The following is a 15718-nucleotide window of genomic DNA, read 5'->3' as shown; positions in this document are numbered from 1 at the left end:
TATCAGCGCACGGAGCGGTAGATGTCTTTTCTTTCTCGCCCACCGAGCACAAGCTGCCAAAGTTGTCCTTGGCGAGATCGGAAGAAACCCGCACTGCACTTGAGATAATACAACCACATGCGACGGAAACGCTCGCCATAGCGTGGTGCGAGCGTGGGCCAGTTGTGCTCGAATTTGGCGATCCAGGCCATTAGTGTGCGATCATAATCCGCGCCGAAATTGTGCCAGTCCTCAATGAGAAAGCGCCCTTCGATCATATGCCCGATTTCGGCCGCGGAGGGTATTTTTCCATTGGGGAACACGTAGCGATCGATCCACGCGTCTGTTGTGGACGTGGTGATATGTGAGCCGATCGTATGCAACAGGAAGAGGCCTTCTGGCTTGAGCAGGCGCCGGACGGTATCGAAATACACCCCATAATTTTTGGGGCCGACATGCTCAAACATGCCGACCGAGACGATTTTGTCGAAGCGACCCTGCAAGGCGCGGTAATCCTGTAACAGGAACTGCACGGGTAGCCCTTTGCAGCGCTCGCTGGCCAGTGCCAGTTGTTCCTTAGAGACGGTGATGCCGGTGACCTGGACACCGTAATGCTCAGCGGCAAATGCGGCCAGCCCGCCCCAACCGCAGCCGATGTCTAGCAAGGTTTCGCCCGGTTGCAACTGGAGTTTGCGGCAAATCAGGTCGAGTTTGGCCGCCTGCGCGGATTCCAGATCGTCGGCCTGTGTCCAGTAGCCACACGAGTAGATCATGCGCGAATCCAGCATGGACTCGAATACATCGTTGCCCGCGTCGTAGTGCCGCTCGCCCACCTGGAAGGCGCGTTGCCGCGATTGCAGGTTCAAGAAGCTGTGGCGGAGTACCGCAAAGGCTAGGCGCCAGCGTGCCGAGCCCACGACCCGCTCATCAAGATCGGCCGCCAACAAGCGGGTGAACATTTCGTCCAGCTGTGCGCAATCCCAGCCGCCATCAATATATGACTCGCCAAAGCCCAGCGACCAATGTGTCAGTATCCGGCGGTAGACATCGGGCCGATGAACCTGGATATCCCACGGGCGCGTGCCGTTAAAACGTATATCGGCGTATTCGAGCAACTGCTCCAGAATTCGCGGGGCATCTGCTGCCTCACAGCCAGCCTCATTGCGTGAAAGCGTTCGCTCTTCGAGATGCATGACAGTCTCCTATTCCTGATGTCAATGCCTTGGCTATTTTAAAAAGTATTTCGCAGGGTTCCAAATGAAAAATACTATGGTTGCCATAGTCGGAATTAAGTCTTTTGCTATCGGGGACGTTGACCTTAGTGGCAAGGAACGTAATCAATTTCTCCAAGGTGACGCCGAAGGCTTTGCTCGACAGGCTTTCTTGGCAAGCGATTGCGAACAAAAAACACGAACCTTGTTTTATGGCATATGGGTTGTTTCAGCATGCGCTCATGATAGCGAACACCGTATAAGTACAGGGGTAAAAGCAGCCCATTTGTGAATGTCCAAAAGGGTGGGGCTGGCTTTGACCCCCCATTCCCCTACTAGGGCTATGTCTCTATCTTGTTGTTTGATTATGTCGATGGAGTGTCTTTTGTTGCCAGTTCGCATCACGATCAGTGAGTGCGTGGCTTACTCCCCTCGAAATGTTTGTCTCCATGCGTTGGGCGATACGCCAAAGGCTCTGCCAAAATGATGTCGGAGTGATACGGCGGCACCAAAGCCTGACATCTGCGCGATTGTTTCAATGGAGTGCTTGCCGCATTCCAACAGCCTTTGACTGAGGGCGAGGCGTTCGCTCAAAAGCCAGTCCCCCACCGTTGTGCCGGTGAGTTGGCGGAAGTGGCGGGTGAAGCTTCGGCGGCTCATCAAGGCACGCGCAGCCAAGCTATCCAGGCTGTGGGGCTGATCAAGGTGGCGGCGGACCCACGCCAGGAGTTCGCCCAGGCGTGCGTCGCCAGCGGTAGCGGGGAGCGGCTGCTCGATGAACTGGGCTTGCCCGCCTTGGCGGTGGGGAGCGGTAACCAGCCTGCGTGCCACGCTGTTGGTGATTTCCATACCATGCGTCTGACGCAGCAGATGCAGGCAGCAATCGATACCTGCCACCGTGCCTGCCGAGGTCAGCAGATCACCTTCATCCACATACAACACGTTGGCATCGACTTCCACCTTTGGGAAGCGCTGGGCGAAATCCTGGGCGTAGGCCCAATGCGTGGTGGCACGGCGCCCATCAAGCAGGCCTGCGGCTGCCAATACATAGGCGCCCAGGCACAGACCCACGATTCGCGCACCCCGCGTGTGGGCATCGCACAACGCCTCCAGCAGTGCAGCAGGGGGCGCCTCGCGTGGTGAGCACCAGCTTGGCACCACCACTGTCTGGGCGGTGGCAATGGCTTCCAAGCCATGCTCCACCACGATGGCAAAGCCCGCATCGGTGTGAAGCGGGCCGGGCTCGCAGGCGCAGACCTGGATGTCAAATTCCGCACCAAAGCGCTCCCCCTGAGCGAATACCAGCCCAGGAACAGTGAGGTGAAAAGCACTGATGCGGTCGAAGGCGACAACGGCAAGGCGATGGGCGGGCATGTTTGGCGTACGAAAAGGATTGGCCCGATCTTAGCGCTTATTGGCAATCGGGTCACTATCCGCTTAGGGATGAGAAATGGAGAATCTCCTCATCGCCAAGCGTTTGATTTCGACAGGAGGGTTGTATGTCTGCTACACCAAAACGTGCCTTGATTGTGATTGATGTGCAAAATGAATATGTGACCGGCAATCTGCGGATTGAATACCCGGATGTGCAGGAGTCACTTGCCAACATCGGGTGGGCCATGGATGCGGCCCATGCAGCAGGTATTCCTGTTGTGGTCGTGCAGCATGTAAATCCTGAGAGCGCGCCGCTGTTTGCGCGTGGCAGTATTGGAGCGGAATTCCACCCGGTGGTGGCTGGTCGTCCCCATGGTCATTATGTGAGCAAAACCAAGGCCAGCGCGCTCTCCGGTACGGATCTCAGCCAGTGGTTGCACGCCCATGATGTTGATACGCTGACGATCATCGGCTACATGACGCACAATTGCGACGATTCAACCGTGCGCCAAGCCAAACACGAGGGCTGGAATGTTGAGTTGCTGCACGATGCAGCAGGCTCACTCCCCTATGCCAATGCAATGGGGAGTGCCAGCGCAGAAGAAATCCATCGCGTATTTACCGTGGTGATGCACACAGGTTTCGCCGCTGTCGTGAGCACGCAGGCGTGGATTGATGCCGTGGCGAAGGGGGAATGCCTGCAGGCAGACAACATCTATCTGTCCAATCAGCGGGCGCTGGGTTTGGCCTGATTTATGCCGAGTGTGTGATGTGGATTTCGTAGTCTTCCACAACCACCACATCGCCTTCGCGCAGTTTGCGGGTCTTGCGCAGTTCAACTTCACCGTTGACCTGCACCATGCCCTCGGCCACCATCATTTTGGCAATACCGCCCGATGAGGCAATGGAGAGCAGCTTGAGCAGGCTGTCCAGTTCGATGTATTCGCGGGTGAGTTCAAACTGCTGGCGCTGGAGCATGGCAATGGGCCTTGGGAGATTGGTCAGGCACTCCATCATNCCCGCCACCACGAAGGACGCAACAGATGTGACCTGTGATAATTAGGACTTTGAGCCGCGTGGCAAAGCAGAGCAGCCTGCTTCATGTGAATGACAATGAAATGGGCTGCTCTGGCGTGTGGCGACGCTCCTGGATTATTTCAGGCGCGAGAGGGTTTGGCGCACTTCCAGTGCCATGCTCTGGCCCTTTTCCAACAGACGCAGATCGGGCATGCCGGGGCGGTTGACTGCATCGGTGATGTGGCTGATGGGCTCGAAACAGAAGAACGGGCTATTTTCCGGGCGGAACAGGACGGAAAGATGGATGTCACCCGGCTCGGTGGTCTGCCAGTCGATGCGCAGATCAATGTCATCACGCTCCATCGCCATGCGGCCGTCCCAGCCCGTGAAGTTGTTGTCGACGTGGCCATTGCCCAGGCGACGCATGACATTGAAATTTCGGTCAGCCGGTAGCGCGGTGCTGTGCGATTGCGGAATGCATTGCTCGTTGGCGATCCAGTAGCCATCGGCCTTGAATTGCAGCTTGGGGCCTTCGGGGTTTGCACCGCGCAACTGGAAGGGGTGGAAGGCCAGCCCGTAGGGCATGCGGCGTTCGCCCTGGTGGGTGACTTCCAGGCGCATGGTCATCACATTGCCATCCAGGCTGTAGCGCTGGCGAGCGGTGTAGTCCCAGGGGTAGCCGTGGTGTTGATGCGACTCAACTGCGAGTTCAATGACATTGGTGTTGTGCTCGACGACGTTCCAGGCCTGCATCCAACCATTGCCATGCAGGGGGAATGCATTGTCGGTGCGGTTGCGTTCCATCGGGTAGAACACGCCATCCACGGTGATACCGCCGCCGGTGATGCGGTTGGAGAACGGCACGAGCGGGAAGTTGCCCACCACGCGGCGGCCATCGGTGGTTGGCTCAAAGGGCCGCCAGATGGCTTGCCAGCCGTTGTCGCGCTTGACTTCCCAATGGGCGACGCTGCCGCCTAGCGCAGGCAGCAATCCCAGGCGCTGCTCGCCGTTCTCGATGCTCAGGATGGTGTGATCCGTGCTCATATGGCTTCTCCGGTCAATGAATGCAGTGTGTGGTCGCTATCAATCGATATGCGACAGGGTTTGGACGACTTCCAGCGTCATGCTTTGGCCCTTTTCCAGGAGGCGCAGGCCGGGCATGCCGGGGCGATGGAATGCGTTGGTGATGTGGGTGACAGGCTCGTAGCAAAACCATTCGTCATGTTCGGGGCGGAAGACGATCGCCAGATCCAGCCCTGCCGGGGCAATAGTCTGCCAATCCAGGCGCAGGTCGATGTCCGGGCGCTCCATGCGCATATGCCCATCGCATCCGCTGAAGTTGTGATCGATCTTGCCGTGGCCCAGCTCGCGCAACTGGTTGAAATCCCAGTCGGCGGGCAGCGTGTCGTGGTGGGTGGTGGGCAAGCCCTTGTCGGCTTCCCAGTAACCTTTTGCGCCATAGCGCACACGGGTATCCGGGCCGTCCTTGGGGGCGCGCAGAATATAGGGGTGATAGCCCATGCCGTAGGGCAGCGGCGTGTCGCCCAGATGGGTGACTTCCAGCTTCATGCGCATGGCATCACCTTCGAGCGCATAGGTCTGGCTCGCAGCGTAGTGCCAGGGGTGGCCACAGGTGTGGCGCGACTCGGTACTCAGCACGATTTTGGTGGTGCCGTGGGTGTCGATTTGCCAGGTCTCCATCCAGCCTGTGCCGTGCATGGCGTAGCTGGTGTCGGGGCGGTTGGCGGCCACAGGGTAGAACTGGCCGTTCAGGGTGAAGCCGCCTTCCATGAGACGGTTTGACCAGGGAATCAGCGGAAAATTGGCGACGATCCGCTTGGGGCCATCGGTATGGGCGTAAGGGCGCCAGATCGGCTGCCATTGTTCGCCACGCCGCACTTCCCAGAAGGCGGCGCTGGCACCAAGCTCCGGTAGCACCCCCAGGCGCTGCGATGCGTTTTCAATGCTCAGAATGGTGGGTGAAGTCATGAATGCGGCCACAATGCCCGTAAAGTTGTCAGGCATTTTCCCACCAAAATTCAGAATTTGTCAGTACTGCATCAAAATCCTTGCAGTTCCAGCCAGTTGGCAATGAAGGCTGCGCTGTCTTTCCAGTTGGATTCCAGCATCAGCCCGTGCCCGGTGGCGGGGAAGATCGTGGCGGTGGTGCCATAGCTGCTGGCCGTCTGCTGCACTTGCGAGGCGGGGACGAGCCGATCCTGCTCTGCGCCCAATACCAGCATGGGGGAGCGGTGCATGCGCGCAGGGTGGGGTAGGTCGAACCAGCTCATATCCCACACGGCACGGCTGGATTCGGGCTGCATGTAGGTGAAATAGCGCAGCAGGTCGTCTTCCGCGATGGGTTGGGCAAACAGGGCCTTGCGAAGGGTGTCAAATTGCGGGAAGCCGCCGATCAGGGCGTGGTTGAGTTCAACAAACAACATCGGTTCGGTTGCCCACAGATAGGCGCTCGCCGCCAGCAGCCCCGTGGGCGGCACCGAGGACATCAGGACGACGCCGGGCAGGTCTATTTGCTCCAGGAGTTTCTGCGCCACCATGCCACCCATGGAGTGGCCGATGACGACCGGGGCGGCGGGCAGTTGCGCGATGATGCTGCGCGCATTCTGTACGTATTCCTGCAGCGAAATCAGGTCTAGGTGCTCTCGTCCGGCGCTTTGCCCGTGCCCGGCGAGTGATAGGGCATAGCTGGCCCAGCCGTGTTCGGCAAAATAGGGCAGGTAGTGTTCCTGCCACACCCAGGCGTCGGCAAATGCGCCGTGCACAAACAGCAGAGGGGTGGCGTGGGCCTTGCCTTGGGGTGGGGTGACGATCAGTTCGATGCCTTCATGAAACTCGGTCTTGCTGACAACGGTATTCATGGCACAACCTGTCTGATCGGGTCTAGATGGCGCTATTGTGCAGCATCTGGGCCGGGGCGATCAGTGCCTTGGCGCGTGGAACCTTGATTTGCGACCAATTTGTGTGGCTCCATGCCCATATGTCTGGCAGGCTGGCCTGGGCCAAATCGGCTGGGGGGTGTTGGCCCAGGAAGCACAGTGCCATATAGAGCGAGGAAACCGGCGCCTGGGTATCAACCGCCTGGGCCAGCGTCTGCTTGGAGAGTTTTTCGCCCGCTGCATTGGTGGCAACCGGCAGGTGGGTGTAAGCCGGGACGGCCAGCCCCAGAGCCTTGTGCAGAAAGATCTGGCGGGCGGTGGAACCCAGCAGGTCTGCGCCCCGCACAACGTGGGTGACGCCTTGTAGGGCATCGTCGACCACGACCGCCAACTGGTAGGCGTACTGACCATCGGCGCGCAGAAGGACGAAATCGCCCACATCGCGGAAAACGTCCTCTTGCTGCACCCCCTGGATGGCATCTTCCCAGGTGATCAGCCCTGGCTCGGTGCGCAGGCGCCAGGCGCGTGCCTGTTGCTCTGGGCGCAGGCCATCTCGGCAGGTGCCAGGGTAGCGCCGCGAGCCATCGGGTGCCAGGGTGGAGTCGGCCAGTTCGCGCCGTGTGCAAGCGCAGGGGAAAGCTTTGCGGGAGGCAATCAGTTGATCCAGTGCCTGCTGGTAGAGCGCCAGCCGCTGGCTTTGATAGACCACCTCGCCATCCCAGCAAAAGCCCAGCGCTTCAAGCTGGTGAAGAATGGCATCAGTGGCACCCGGTATGGTGCGCGGGGCGTCTACGTCTTCGATGCGCAGCAACCATTGTCCGCCCTGATGGCGTGCTTCCAGGCAGGAGCCCAGGGCCGCGACCAGCGAGCCAAAATGCAAGGGGCCGGTAGGTGAGGGCGCAAACCGGCCTATGCAGGGTGCACGGGGAGCAGGGCCAAGCGACTTAGCAGGGCAGGCGGAAGGGGTCAGGTGCATTGCCAAGAAGCAGAGGGCCGATTGTGTCGACCATCAGTTCGTAGGTCTGTTCCGCCTTCTGGATATAGCCATCAATGGGGTAGTTGTTTGAAACCTGGGTTTCGTGTTCCCAGCCGGGCTGGCCTGAGCGGATCACGATCTTGAGGCCTGGGCGGATGTCGCCATCACGTACCTTGCGCACCAGACGCAGCCCGGCGTCCCGGGTTTCCATGATCACATCCAGCAACACCAAGTGGATTTCCTGCGGGCTGTTGATGATTTGCAGGGCTTCTGCGGCCGAATAGGCATGCAGGAAGGCGCAGGGGCGGTCGCCAAAACGGGTGCGTTTGAGAGCGATGACCGTGGCTTCATGCACCTGTGGCTCATCATCCACGACCAGAATCTGCCAGGGGCGTTGCTTGGCGGCTTCGTGGTCGTCAGCAGTGCCAGGGGCATCGTCATCCAGAAAGCTCATCAACTCTTCGTCTGATGAGCCTTGACTGAACTTTCCCAAGCCAACACGCGGCAGCCTTGCTGAGTGATAAGCGCTTGAAAGATCAATGGGTGCTGCGCAAAACCTGATGTGGCTCATCAGATGGCTCTCGGAAAAAGAAGAAGCAGTCATGCGGCCCGCATCACATCAATGCCTCCGGCCAACTGTATGACTTAAGTTGATTGTAGTCCCAGTGGACTGAATGCGGAAAGGCATCCTGGTAAGAGCTTGTTACGGGGCCGACAATCGGTGGGAAGTGCATGTTTTTCATTCATTTCTGCCGGGATAGCGGTAAATTCCCCACAGGTTGTACAATAGCCGGTTTCGTTCTCAATCTTTAGGGTCTTACCTTGCAGATCGTCTGTCTCGACATGGAAGGCGTGCTCGTTCCGGAAATCTGGATCGCCTTCGCCGAACGCACCGGCATTCCCGAATTGCGTCGCACCACGCGCGACGAACCGGATTACGACAAACTGATGAAGTATCGGTTGAACATCCTGCGCGAGCACAAACTGGGCTTGCCGGACATTCAATCCGTGATCGCCCAGATGGGGCCGATGGAAGGTTGCAAGGATTTTCTCGATAGCCTGCGTCTGAGCTATCAGGTCGTGATCCTCTCGGATACCTTTTACGAGTTTGCCAAGCCCCTGATGGCGCAGATGGGTCAGCCCACGCTGTTCTGCCATCGCCTGGAGGCGGACGCACAGGGTATGCTGGTCAACTACCATTTGCGTATGCCGGATCAGAAGCGCCATGCGGTGGAAGCCTTCAAGCGCCTGAATTTCAAGGTGATTGCTGCGGGCGACTCCTATAACGACACCGCCATGCTTGGCGCGGCGGATGCAGGCATCCTGATGCATCCGCCTGAGAACGTGATTCGTGAGTTTCCCCAATACCCGGTGGTGCGCAGCTACACCGATCTGCGTGCCGAGATCGATAAAGCCGCCGCACGCATCGGCGAAGTCAACTGATTATAGAGAACAGCCATGCCGCATCTGGTCCTTGAATATACCGCCAACCTGCTGCCCGATTTTGCTCCCATGCAGGCGTTGCACCGTATGAATACGGTGCTGTTGGCTTCTGGTGAATTCGTGCCCGACCACATCAAGAGCCGGGCGATCCGCCTGGACGATTATCTGGTGGGGGATGCGGAGCCGGGTGGCTATGTTCACGTCCGCCTGCATCTGCTGGCTGGGCGCTCAGCCCAGGTGAAGATGGCGATTACCGAAGGCTTGGTCGCTGCCTTGCGCTCCTGCGTCACCGGCCCCGATGGCGTGCCTGTGCAGATCACCGCCGAGGCGCTGGACATGGATCGTGGCGCCTATTCCAAAGCGATAGTGGATAACGACAACCATGCATAACCAACGTTTTTACACCCTGACGGGGTCTTGCCCGGATCGTGCCGGTATCGTTGCGCGCATCACCGGCTTTTTGGCCGAGCAGGGCGGCTGGATTTTCGAATCCAACATGCACACCGATCACGAAGCGCAACGCTACTTCCTGCGTATCGAGATTCGTGCTGATTCGCTCCCTTTTCTGTTGGCTGAATTGCGTGAGCGTTTTGCGCCGATTGCCAAAGCGCTCAATATGGAGTGGAAGATCACCGACAGTTCGGTGAAAAAGCGCGTCGTGCTCATGGTCAGCAAGCAGGAACACTGCCTGTACGACCTGATCGGGCGCTGGCAGAGCAAGGAACTGGATATCGAAATCCCCTGCGTGATCTCCAACCACGACACCTTCCGTGGTCTGGTGGAGTGGCACGGTATCCCCTTTCACCATGTTCCGGTGATGCCAGACAACAAGCCTGCCGCCTACGCCGAAATTCGCCGCATTTTCGAAGAAGTTCGCGGTGATACCATGCTGCTGGCGCGTTACATGCAGATCATTCCGCCCGAGCTGTGCGCCGCCTTCCCTGGGCAGATCATCAATATCCACCACAGCTTCCTGCCCAGCTTCGTGGGGGCCAAGCCCTATCATCAGGCCTATGCACGCGGGGTCAAGCTGATCGGGGCCACCTGTCACTATGTGACGGCTGAACTCGACCAGGGGCCGATCATCGATCAGGACGTGATCCGTGTTGATCACTCCGATTCGGTCGAAGACATGGTCCGCTACGGCAAGGACATCGAAAAGGCTGTGTTGGCCCGTGGCTTGCGCTACCACCTTGAGGATCGGGTGCTGGTGCACGGCAACAAGACCGTCGTTTTCCGTTAAAACCAATGGCGTGGAGGGAGGCTTCATGCGCAGCGCTCTCGTAGCGATCCTGTTGGGCTTGAGCCTGCAGGCACAGGCATTCAACTGTCCCCCTTCCAGCCCTGGTCTGCAAGACATCAAGGCCTTTGGCTATTACACCGACGCCGCCAATTCTGTGCGCGATGACGCCAAGTTCAAGGAAACTCATGCGCTGACCAAGCCTTTTGAGGACTTTGCCAGCCAGGTCAGCAAGCTCTCGGATCTCTATCTCGAAAAAGACGAGCCGGAAGCTGCCGCCTGCACCATTACATGGCTGGAGCGCTGGGCCAAGGATCGGGCTATGTTGGGGCAGATGGTCCGGGTCAATAACGACCAATCCGAGTACGTCCGCACCTGGACCAATGCCTCGGCGGCGATTTCCTGGAACAAGGTACGTGAGCAGGCTAGCGCCGAACAGCGGCAAGTGATTGATGCCTGGCTCAAGGAGGTGTCCTGGGCCACCCTGGGCTACTGGAGCGCTCACCCCAAGTCCAAACGCAACAACCACTATTATTGGACAGGCGTTGGCGTGATGGCCACGGCGGTGGCCACGACAGACGCCGATCTGCTCAAGGAAGCCCGCCATATCTACGAGACGGGTTTGGGGGAGATTCAGGACGATGGGGAGCTGCCCATGGAGATGCAGCGCGGTATCCGGGCTTTGCACTACCACAACTTCGCCGCCATGCCCCTGGTGATGATAGCCGAGATGGCCCGCAAGACCGGTCAGGACTGGTTTGCCTTGCGCGAAGGGCGCCTGGATCGGCTGGTGGCCCGTGTGGTGACTGGCCTGCGTGAGCCTGCATGGTTCGAACATGCGGCAGGGGTCGGGCCACAAGTGATTCCAGCCCAGGCAGACCTGTGCTGGATACCGCTCTACCGTGCGCGCAGAGAGCAGGACGGGTCGTTCGAAGGCATCTCTGTTTCTGGCGGGCTTTTTCAGCGCGATCTGGGCGGCACACTCTCACTGATGATGGCGCATGGCGTTTTCGATCCCCGCTAATCGTCTCTTGAGCCGCATCCGCGCGGCTGGCGGACTGACCGGCAGGCCAAAAGCATAGTCGGCAGCAGGATTCAGACGATTTCTATTTCCCCGGCGACAAAATATCTGGTCTGACCAGATGTCCGGTAACTTCTATGAAGTTATGCCGCAATTGCTTGTCTTTACAGGATATTTTCAGTCTTTCCCCGTTGCCAGAGCAGGGTTTTTTGCACGCTATCAAGGCAAACCCCATTTCCGTTGGCTTTTCCGTCGTGCAATACTGTTGGGGTAGACCGTAATTCTTTATTGTTTTTGTTTGTGTCCGAGATCTGAAATGCCCATCGAATCCATCGACAGCCGCCGCCTGTACCGTCAGATAGCAGACCAGCTCTACCAACTCATCGAGTCTGGAGAGTATCGGGCGGGAGACCGCTTGCCGGCTGAACGTGCCCTGGCACAGCAGCTCAAGGTCAGCCGTCCTTCGGTGCGCGAGGCTTTGATTGCGCTAGAGGTGGAGGGCGTGGTCGAGATTCGTGGCGGAGCAGGGGTCTTTGTGGTGGATCGGGCCAAGCAGCCGACGGCTGAAAAGGAGTCCCTCACCATCCCCGGGCCGTTTGAAGTGCTGATGGCGCGAGACCTCATTGAGCCGGAAGTCGCCTCGCTGGCCGCCAAACATGCGACGGCTGAGCAGGTCAAGGCGCTTGCAGTGGCATTTGGCGAGATGGCCTGTTGCTCGGCATCAGACCCTGCGCGGGTGGAATACGACCGCCAATTCCATTTCCTGCTCGGCGAAGCCTGTGCCAACAGCGCTCTGGAGCTGATGTTGCACACGCTGTGGGGGCCGCGCACCGATCCGCTGTACATCAAGCTGGAAGATCATTTCCACACCGAGAGCATCTGGCAAAATGCCATCTTGGAACACCGTGAGATTCTGGAAGCGATCCGCGCCCATGATCCCAAGGCCGCGCGTGAAGCCATGCGCAAACATATCCGTCGGGCTGAAAAGCGTTTTGCATCCAACTGGCAGAACGCCACCCGCGAATAAATCGTCGGCTGAATGGGCCGTAAAAATCGGGTGTTTGTTCCAAGGGAGTGCGGGCGGGATTTATAGTCGGCGCAGGTTGGCTGACCGCGTCTGATGCGGTCCAGCCTGCATCGGTGTCTGCAGCGTCATGGCATGTCCCGGTAACCCAAGGCTGGGGAAATAGCCCAGAAGAAATTCAAATCCTCCCATCGGCTCCACCCCATGATCTGGCTGCCTGAATAACGTAGGTCTTCAAGCAAAACCTCCCAGCGGTGCGAAACATTTACTTCTGAATCTGAGCTTTCTGGTTTTTCAGAGGACAGTTGAACCCGACTGAGTGATCAATGGTGTTTTAAAAATTCATTTGCCCTTTGTTAATATGTCAATGGTTTGTTGTCAGGCGGGTTAAAGCAAAAAAATATTTCGAACTCGGTTTGAGTAAAGCAAAATATTTTAAATAAAAATAGCATTTATAAATGTGACGAAGCCCTCGGATTCTAGGGCTTCGTCTGCATCCAGGCTTGTACACGTGGATTTCTACTTCGAGAAAAATCCTAAACACACCGCTCTGCTATCGTGCTCAGGTCAGGGGCGGGTTGGATAAATCCCTTCCAGCGCAATGATGAAGTTCATTGTCATAAATGGCGGTAGCGCAGGCTGGAAGCTCCCTTGTACGGCAACGTTAACAGGGGTGACAGTGGTGGGCCCCGTTGGGGATACGGTGACATTCCCTGCCGGGGTGGGGATGTTAATTGTTCCTGTTGCAGCAAAGGGCTTCAAGGTTGAATCTGTAGTGGCTGCACTATAGATTTTGTTCGCGGGCCCTGCTGTGGCAGAAAGATTGAGGGTGTTGCCAGGAACCGCAACAGGGGCGGGCGTGGCTGTCGTGCTGGCTACTGATGGAATCGCTACATCGACGGAAATGTTGGTGTTTCCGCCGCCCGTGCCTGCAAAAGTCGCGCTATGCGTATGGGCTGGGATGTTTGCAGATGCCAGCGCAAGTACCCCTGTCGAAGTCAAAGTGACGGGTGTGTTATTGCCCCCTATTCTGTGAATATCCGTCATTGTTTGAGACCCTAGTGGGAACTTGTTGCGTAGATCGGGCAGGGCAAAAGTTGAAGAGCCATTCCCTCCGTATTGAGCTCCAATGAGAGAAAACAGGGCTTGATAGTTCGCAACGTTTAGCACGGTGCCATCGCATAAGTGCCAACCATCTGGTACCCAGGCGATGGGCCACAGAACGATCATTCCGATGATTGGATCCATTTTTTTCTCCTTTGTTTAGAGTGAAAAGTCATCATCAATTGTTTGGCTTGTTGAAGCCAAGCCGTTGGCTGTAATGGGTGCTGCGTATCCCATTATGCCTATGCTGATAAAAGCAGCTTTTCATTTGCCCATTGGTCTTTTGCTTGTGTCTCTTTGTGCATCGACCGAAAAGAGAACTAGAGGTATCTCCCCTTCCTCCAGCTGTTTATCGTATTAGTTTAGTAAAACTGTATATGCCTACAAATTGAATGGCACTGCCCATTGGGGCACTTCTTGACGCGCCAGTAGCGGGGATGCGTAGGCTATCACTGTCGTTGTACTCAAGAAAATGAACTCAATGCCGGTTGAGACTGTGGTCGATGATATTTGTATATCACTTTCGATTTATGGTTGAACTCGAGGCAATTGACATTGGCTCGGAAGAGTCTGGCAGTCGAGGGGATACCTTGCGAGGGGGCTATGCATACTGCAAATCAGCGTAGAAACTGGTTGGTAGCACGTATTGTATTTTTTTTGATGGCAATGCTCGTTTGCACGGGGGCCTGGGCGGCAGGAACGTCAGGAACGCTTTCGTTCGGTGCGGGCGACGGCGACGTGCAATACTCCTTGCAATCAACAACAAGAACAATAGGGGGCCAAACCTTTACAATCAGTGCTCTTCCTGGGAATGTTCTTGGCTATGATTCTAGCCAAGGTGCAGGTGGCCTCTATGTTTATGATGGTGGTGCGAGTTCGGGTGTCAATGTAACCATTGCGGCTCCAAATGGTTACGTGTTTGACATGGATTCGTTCAAAGCCCTGGCGTCGGATACGGTGGTGAGCTACGTATTGACGTATGGGAATGGATCGACCTCATCCGGTTCTTTGACTGGTGTGAGCACTAACAGCCTGAGCCTGCTAAGTCCGACGGTGACTGGCATTAAACAGATCGTATTGACTTCGGTTGATTACGCTGTTTTCCAGGATTTTGCCCTGAGCAATATACATTCGCTGACATTCTCAGTGACCTACAATGGCAACGGCAACACAGGGGGGACAGCGCCGACGGATGCCACTGCCTACTCTAGTGGCGCTACCGTTACGGTGCTGGGCAACACGGGTTCGCTTACGCGTACCGGCTATACCTTCTATCGTTGGGATACCGTTTCAGGTGGTGGTGGCGCTCACTATGTTGGCGGGGATACATTTTCCATATCAAGTGATACCACCTTGTATGCGCAGTGGACCGCCAACCCGCCTAGTGCAACAACCGGATCGGCTACTTCTGTAACGGCTACCGGGGCGACGCTGAACGGGACAGTTAATGACAATGGACTTTCTACAACCGTCACATTTGATTATGGCCTGACCACAGGTTATGGCACCAACATTGCGGCCACAACAGGTGGAACAATCAGTGCAGGCACAGGGAGTACCTCGGTAGGGGTAAATTTATCGAGCTTGTCATGCAATACGCTTTATCACTTCCGGGTCAAGGCGGTCAACGCCGGTGGAACCACCTATGGGAGCGATGGCAGCTTTACGACGACTGCCTGCGTGCCTGGCGCACCTACGATTGGCACGGCGACAGCGGGCAATGGTCAAGCCTCGGTGACATTTTCTGCCCCAGGGTCGGACGGCGGGGCTGCTATTACGGGTTATACGGTGACTTCCAGCCCGGGTAGTTTTACCGGCACAGGAACGACCAGCCCGATTATCGTGACGGGGCTGACCAATGGCACGGCCTACACCTTTACGGTGACGGCTACCAATAGTGTGGGGACAGGGGCTGCATCGGCTGCATCCAACAGCGTGACGCCAAAGTCGCCGCAGACCATTACCTTTGCTAATCCTGGGTCGCAGAATTTCGGTACGACGCCGACATTGTCAGCAACATCCGATTCTGGTTTGACNGTTACCTTTACCTCCAGCACGACGGGGGTATGTACGATTACCAGTGGTGGTACGCTCACTTTCCTTACGACAGGTACGTGTACCATTGACGCTGATCAGGCCGGTAACGGAACTTATCTGGCAGCTACAACAGTTCCGCAGAGCTTTACGGTCGTGGCTGTGGTGCCAGGGGCGCCAACCATTGGCACGGCCACTGCGGGGGTGACTCAGGCTACGGTGACATTTAGTGCCCCAGCTTCGAACGGTGGGGCGACCATCACAGGTTATACGGTGACTTCCAGCCCAGGTGGTTTTACCGGCACAGGCGGGACGAGCCCGATTACCGTGACGGGGCTGACCAATGGAACGGCATATACCTTTACGGTAACGGCCACGAATAGCGCGGGCACGGGCTC

Annotated in this window: 17 protein-coding genes; 8 read left to right on the top strand and 9 right to left on the bottom strand. The window is 57.2% G+C overall.

All coding sequences use genetic code 11. The features are described 5' to 3' along the window. Positions 1–2 precede the first annotated feature (2 nt). Positions 3–1172: a cyclopropane fatty acyl phospholipid synthase gene (cfa, locus tag B145_RS0100555; RefSeq protein WP_018604432.1), complete on the bottom strand. Its 1170-nt coding sequence runs from the start codon at positions 1170–1172 to the stop codon at positions 3–5. 64 nt (positions 1173–1236) lie between these two features. On the opposite strand from cfa, the gene B145_RS0100550 reads away from it, so the two are divergent. Further along, positions 1237–1482, top strand: coding sequence for a hypothetical protein (locus B145_RS0100550; RefSeq protein ID WP_157288210.1), 246 nt, complete (start codon positions 1237–1239; stop codon positions 1480–1482). 131 nt (positions 1483–1613) lie between these two features. Here B145_RS0100550 and B145_RS0100545 read toward each other — a convergent pair whose 3' ends face one another. Continuing rightward, positions 1614–2564 (bottom strand): helix-turn-helix domain-containing protein, encoded by a 951-nt coding sequence (locus tag B145_RS0100545; RefSeq protein WP_018604430.1) that lies wholly within the window; start codon positions 2562–2564, stop codon positions 1614–1616. Positions 2565–2689: 125 nt separating this feature from the next. Here B145_RS0100545 and B145_RS0100540 point away from each other — a divergent pair, with 125 nt between their 5' ends. Further along, positions 2690–3316 (top strand): cysteine hydrolase family protein, encoded by a 627-nt coding sequence (locus B145_RS0100540; RefSeq protein ID WP_018604429.1) that lies wholly within the window; start codon positions 2690–2692, stop codon positions 3314–3316. A gap of 1 nt (position 3317) precedes the next feature. Here B145_RS0100540 and B145_RS0100535 read toward each other — a convergent pair whose 3' ends face one another. The 6 genes from B145_RS0100535 to B145_RS23880 form a co-directional block, all read right to left on the bottom strand. Then, entirely contained in the window at positions 3318–3581 is a 264-nt protein-coding gene (locus B145_RS0100535; RefSeq protein WP_018604428.1) for an RNA-binding S4 domain-containing protein, read from the bottom strand. A gap of 135 nt (positions 3582–3716) precedes the next feature. After that, entirely contained in the window at positions 3717–4625 is a 909-nt protein-coding gene (locus B145_RS0100530) for an aldose 1-epimerase (RefSeq protein ID WP_018604427.1), read from the bottom strand. 39 nt (positions 4626–4664) lie between these two features. Then, entirely contained in the window at positions 4665–5606 is a 942-nt protein-coding gene (locus B145_RS0100525) for an aldose 1-epimerase (protein ID WP_018604426.1), read from the bottom strand. A 35-nt stretch (positions 5607–5641) separates the two neighbouring features. Further along, entirely contained in the window at positions 5642–6460 is an 819-nt protein-coding gene (locus B145_RS0100520; RefSeq protein WP_018604425.1) for an alpha/beta hydrolase, read from the bottom strand. 22 nt (positions 6461–6482) lie between these two features. Then, positions 6483–7454, bottom strand: a complete 972-nt coding sequence (gene gluQRS, locus B145_RS0100515; protein WP_083917556.1) for a tRNA glutamyl-Q(34) synthetase GluQRS — start codon at positions 7452–7454, stop codon at positions 6483–6485. Next, positions 7423–8058 (bottom strand): response regulator, encoded by a 636-nt coding sequence (locus B145_RS23880; protein ID WP_018604423.1) that lies wholly within the window; start codon positions 8056–8058, stop codon positions 7423–7425. The genes gluQRS and B145_RS23880 overlap by 32 nt, the downstream gene beginning before the upstream one ends. A 218-nt stretch (positions 8059–8276) precedes the next feature. Here B145_RS23880 and thrH point away from each other — a divergent pair, with 218 nt between their 5' ends. The 5 genes from thrH (at position 8277) to B145_RS0100485 (ending at position 12185) form a co-directional block, all read left to right on the top strand. Continuing rightward, on the top strand, positions 8277–8897 hold the full coding sequence (gene thrH / locus B145_RS0100505; protein WP_026258685.1) for a bifunctional phosphoserine phosphatase/homoserine phosphotransferase ThrH: 621 nt from the start codon (positions 8277–8279) through the stop codon (positions 8895–8897). Between the two features lie 15 nt (positions 8898–8912). After that, entirely contained in the window at positions 8913–9287 is a 375-nt protein-coding gene (locus B145_RS0100500) for a 5-carboxymethyl-2-hydroxymuconate Delta-isomerase (protein ID WP_018604421.1), read from the top strand. Beyond that, positions 9280–10140, top strand: a complete 861-nt coding sequence (gene purU / locus B145_RS0100495) for a formyltetrahydrofolate deformylase (protein WP_018604420.1) — start codon at positions 9280–9282, stop codon at positions 10138–10140. The genes B145_RS0100500 and purU overlap by 8 nt, the downstream gene beginning before the upstream one ends. A gap of 25 nt (positions 10141–10165) precedes the next feature. Further along, entirely contained in the window at positions 10166–11161 is a 996-nt protein-coding gene (locus B145_RS0100490) for an alginate lyase family protein (protein ID WP_018604419.1), read from the top strand. A 313-nt stretch (positions 11162–11474) separates the two neighbouring features. Next, positions 11475–12185 (top strand): FadR/GntR family transcriptional regulator, encoded by a 711-nt coding sequence (locus B145_RS0100485; RefSeq protein ID WP_018604418.1) that lies wholly within the window; start codon positions 11475–11477, stop codon positions 12183–12185. A gap of 564 nt (positions 12186–12749) precedes the next feature. Here B145_RS0100485 and B145_RS0100480 read toward each other — a convergent pair. Beyond that, complete coding sequence (locus tag B145_RS0100480) at positions 12750–13430, bottom strand: phage tail protein (RefSeq protein ID WP_018604417.1); 681 nt, start codon at positions 13428–13430, stop codon at positions 12750–12752. Between the two features lie 459 nt (positions 13431–13889). Between B145_RS0100480 and B145_RS28365 the strand changes: the two genes are divergently transcribed. After that, positions 13890–15718: beta strand repeat-containing protein (locus B145_RS28365; protein WP_425425528.1), on the top strand; the 1829-nt coding region annotated here is incomplete at its 3' end.

This window comes from Uliginosibacterium gangwonense DSM 18521 (genome assembly GCF_000373965.1).
Taxonomy (GTDB): Bacteria; Pseudomonadota; Gammaproteobacteria; order Burkholderiales; family Rhodocyclaceae; genus Uliginosibacterium; species Uliginosibacterium gangwonense.
The sequence above is the reverse complement of the archived record's forward strand: the minus strand, read 5'-3'. Positions and strand labels throughout refer to the sequence as shown.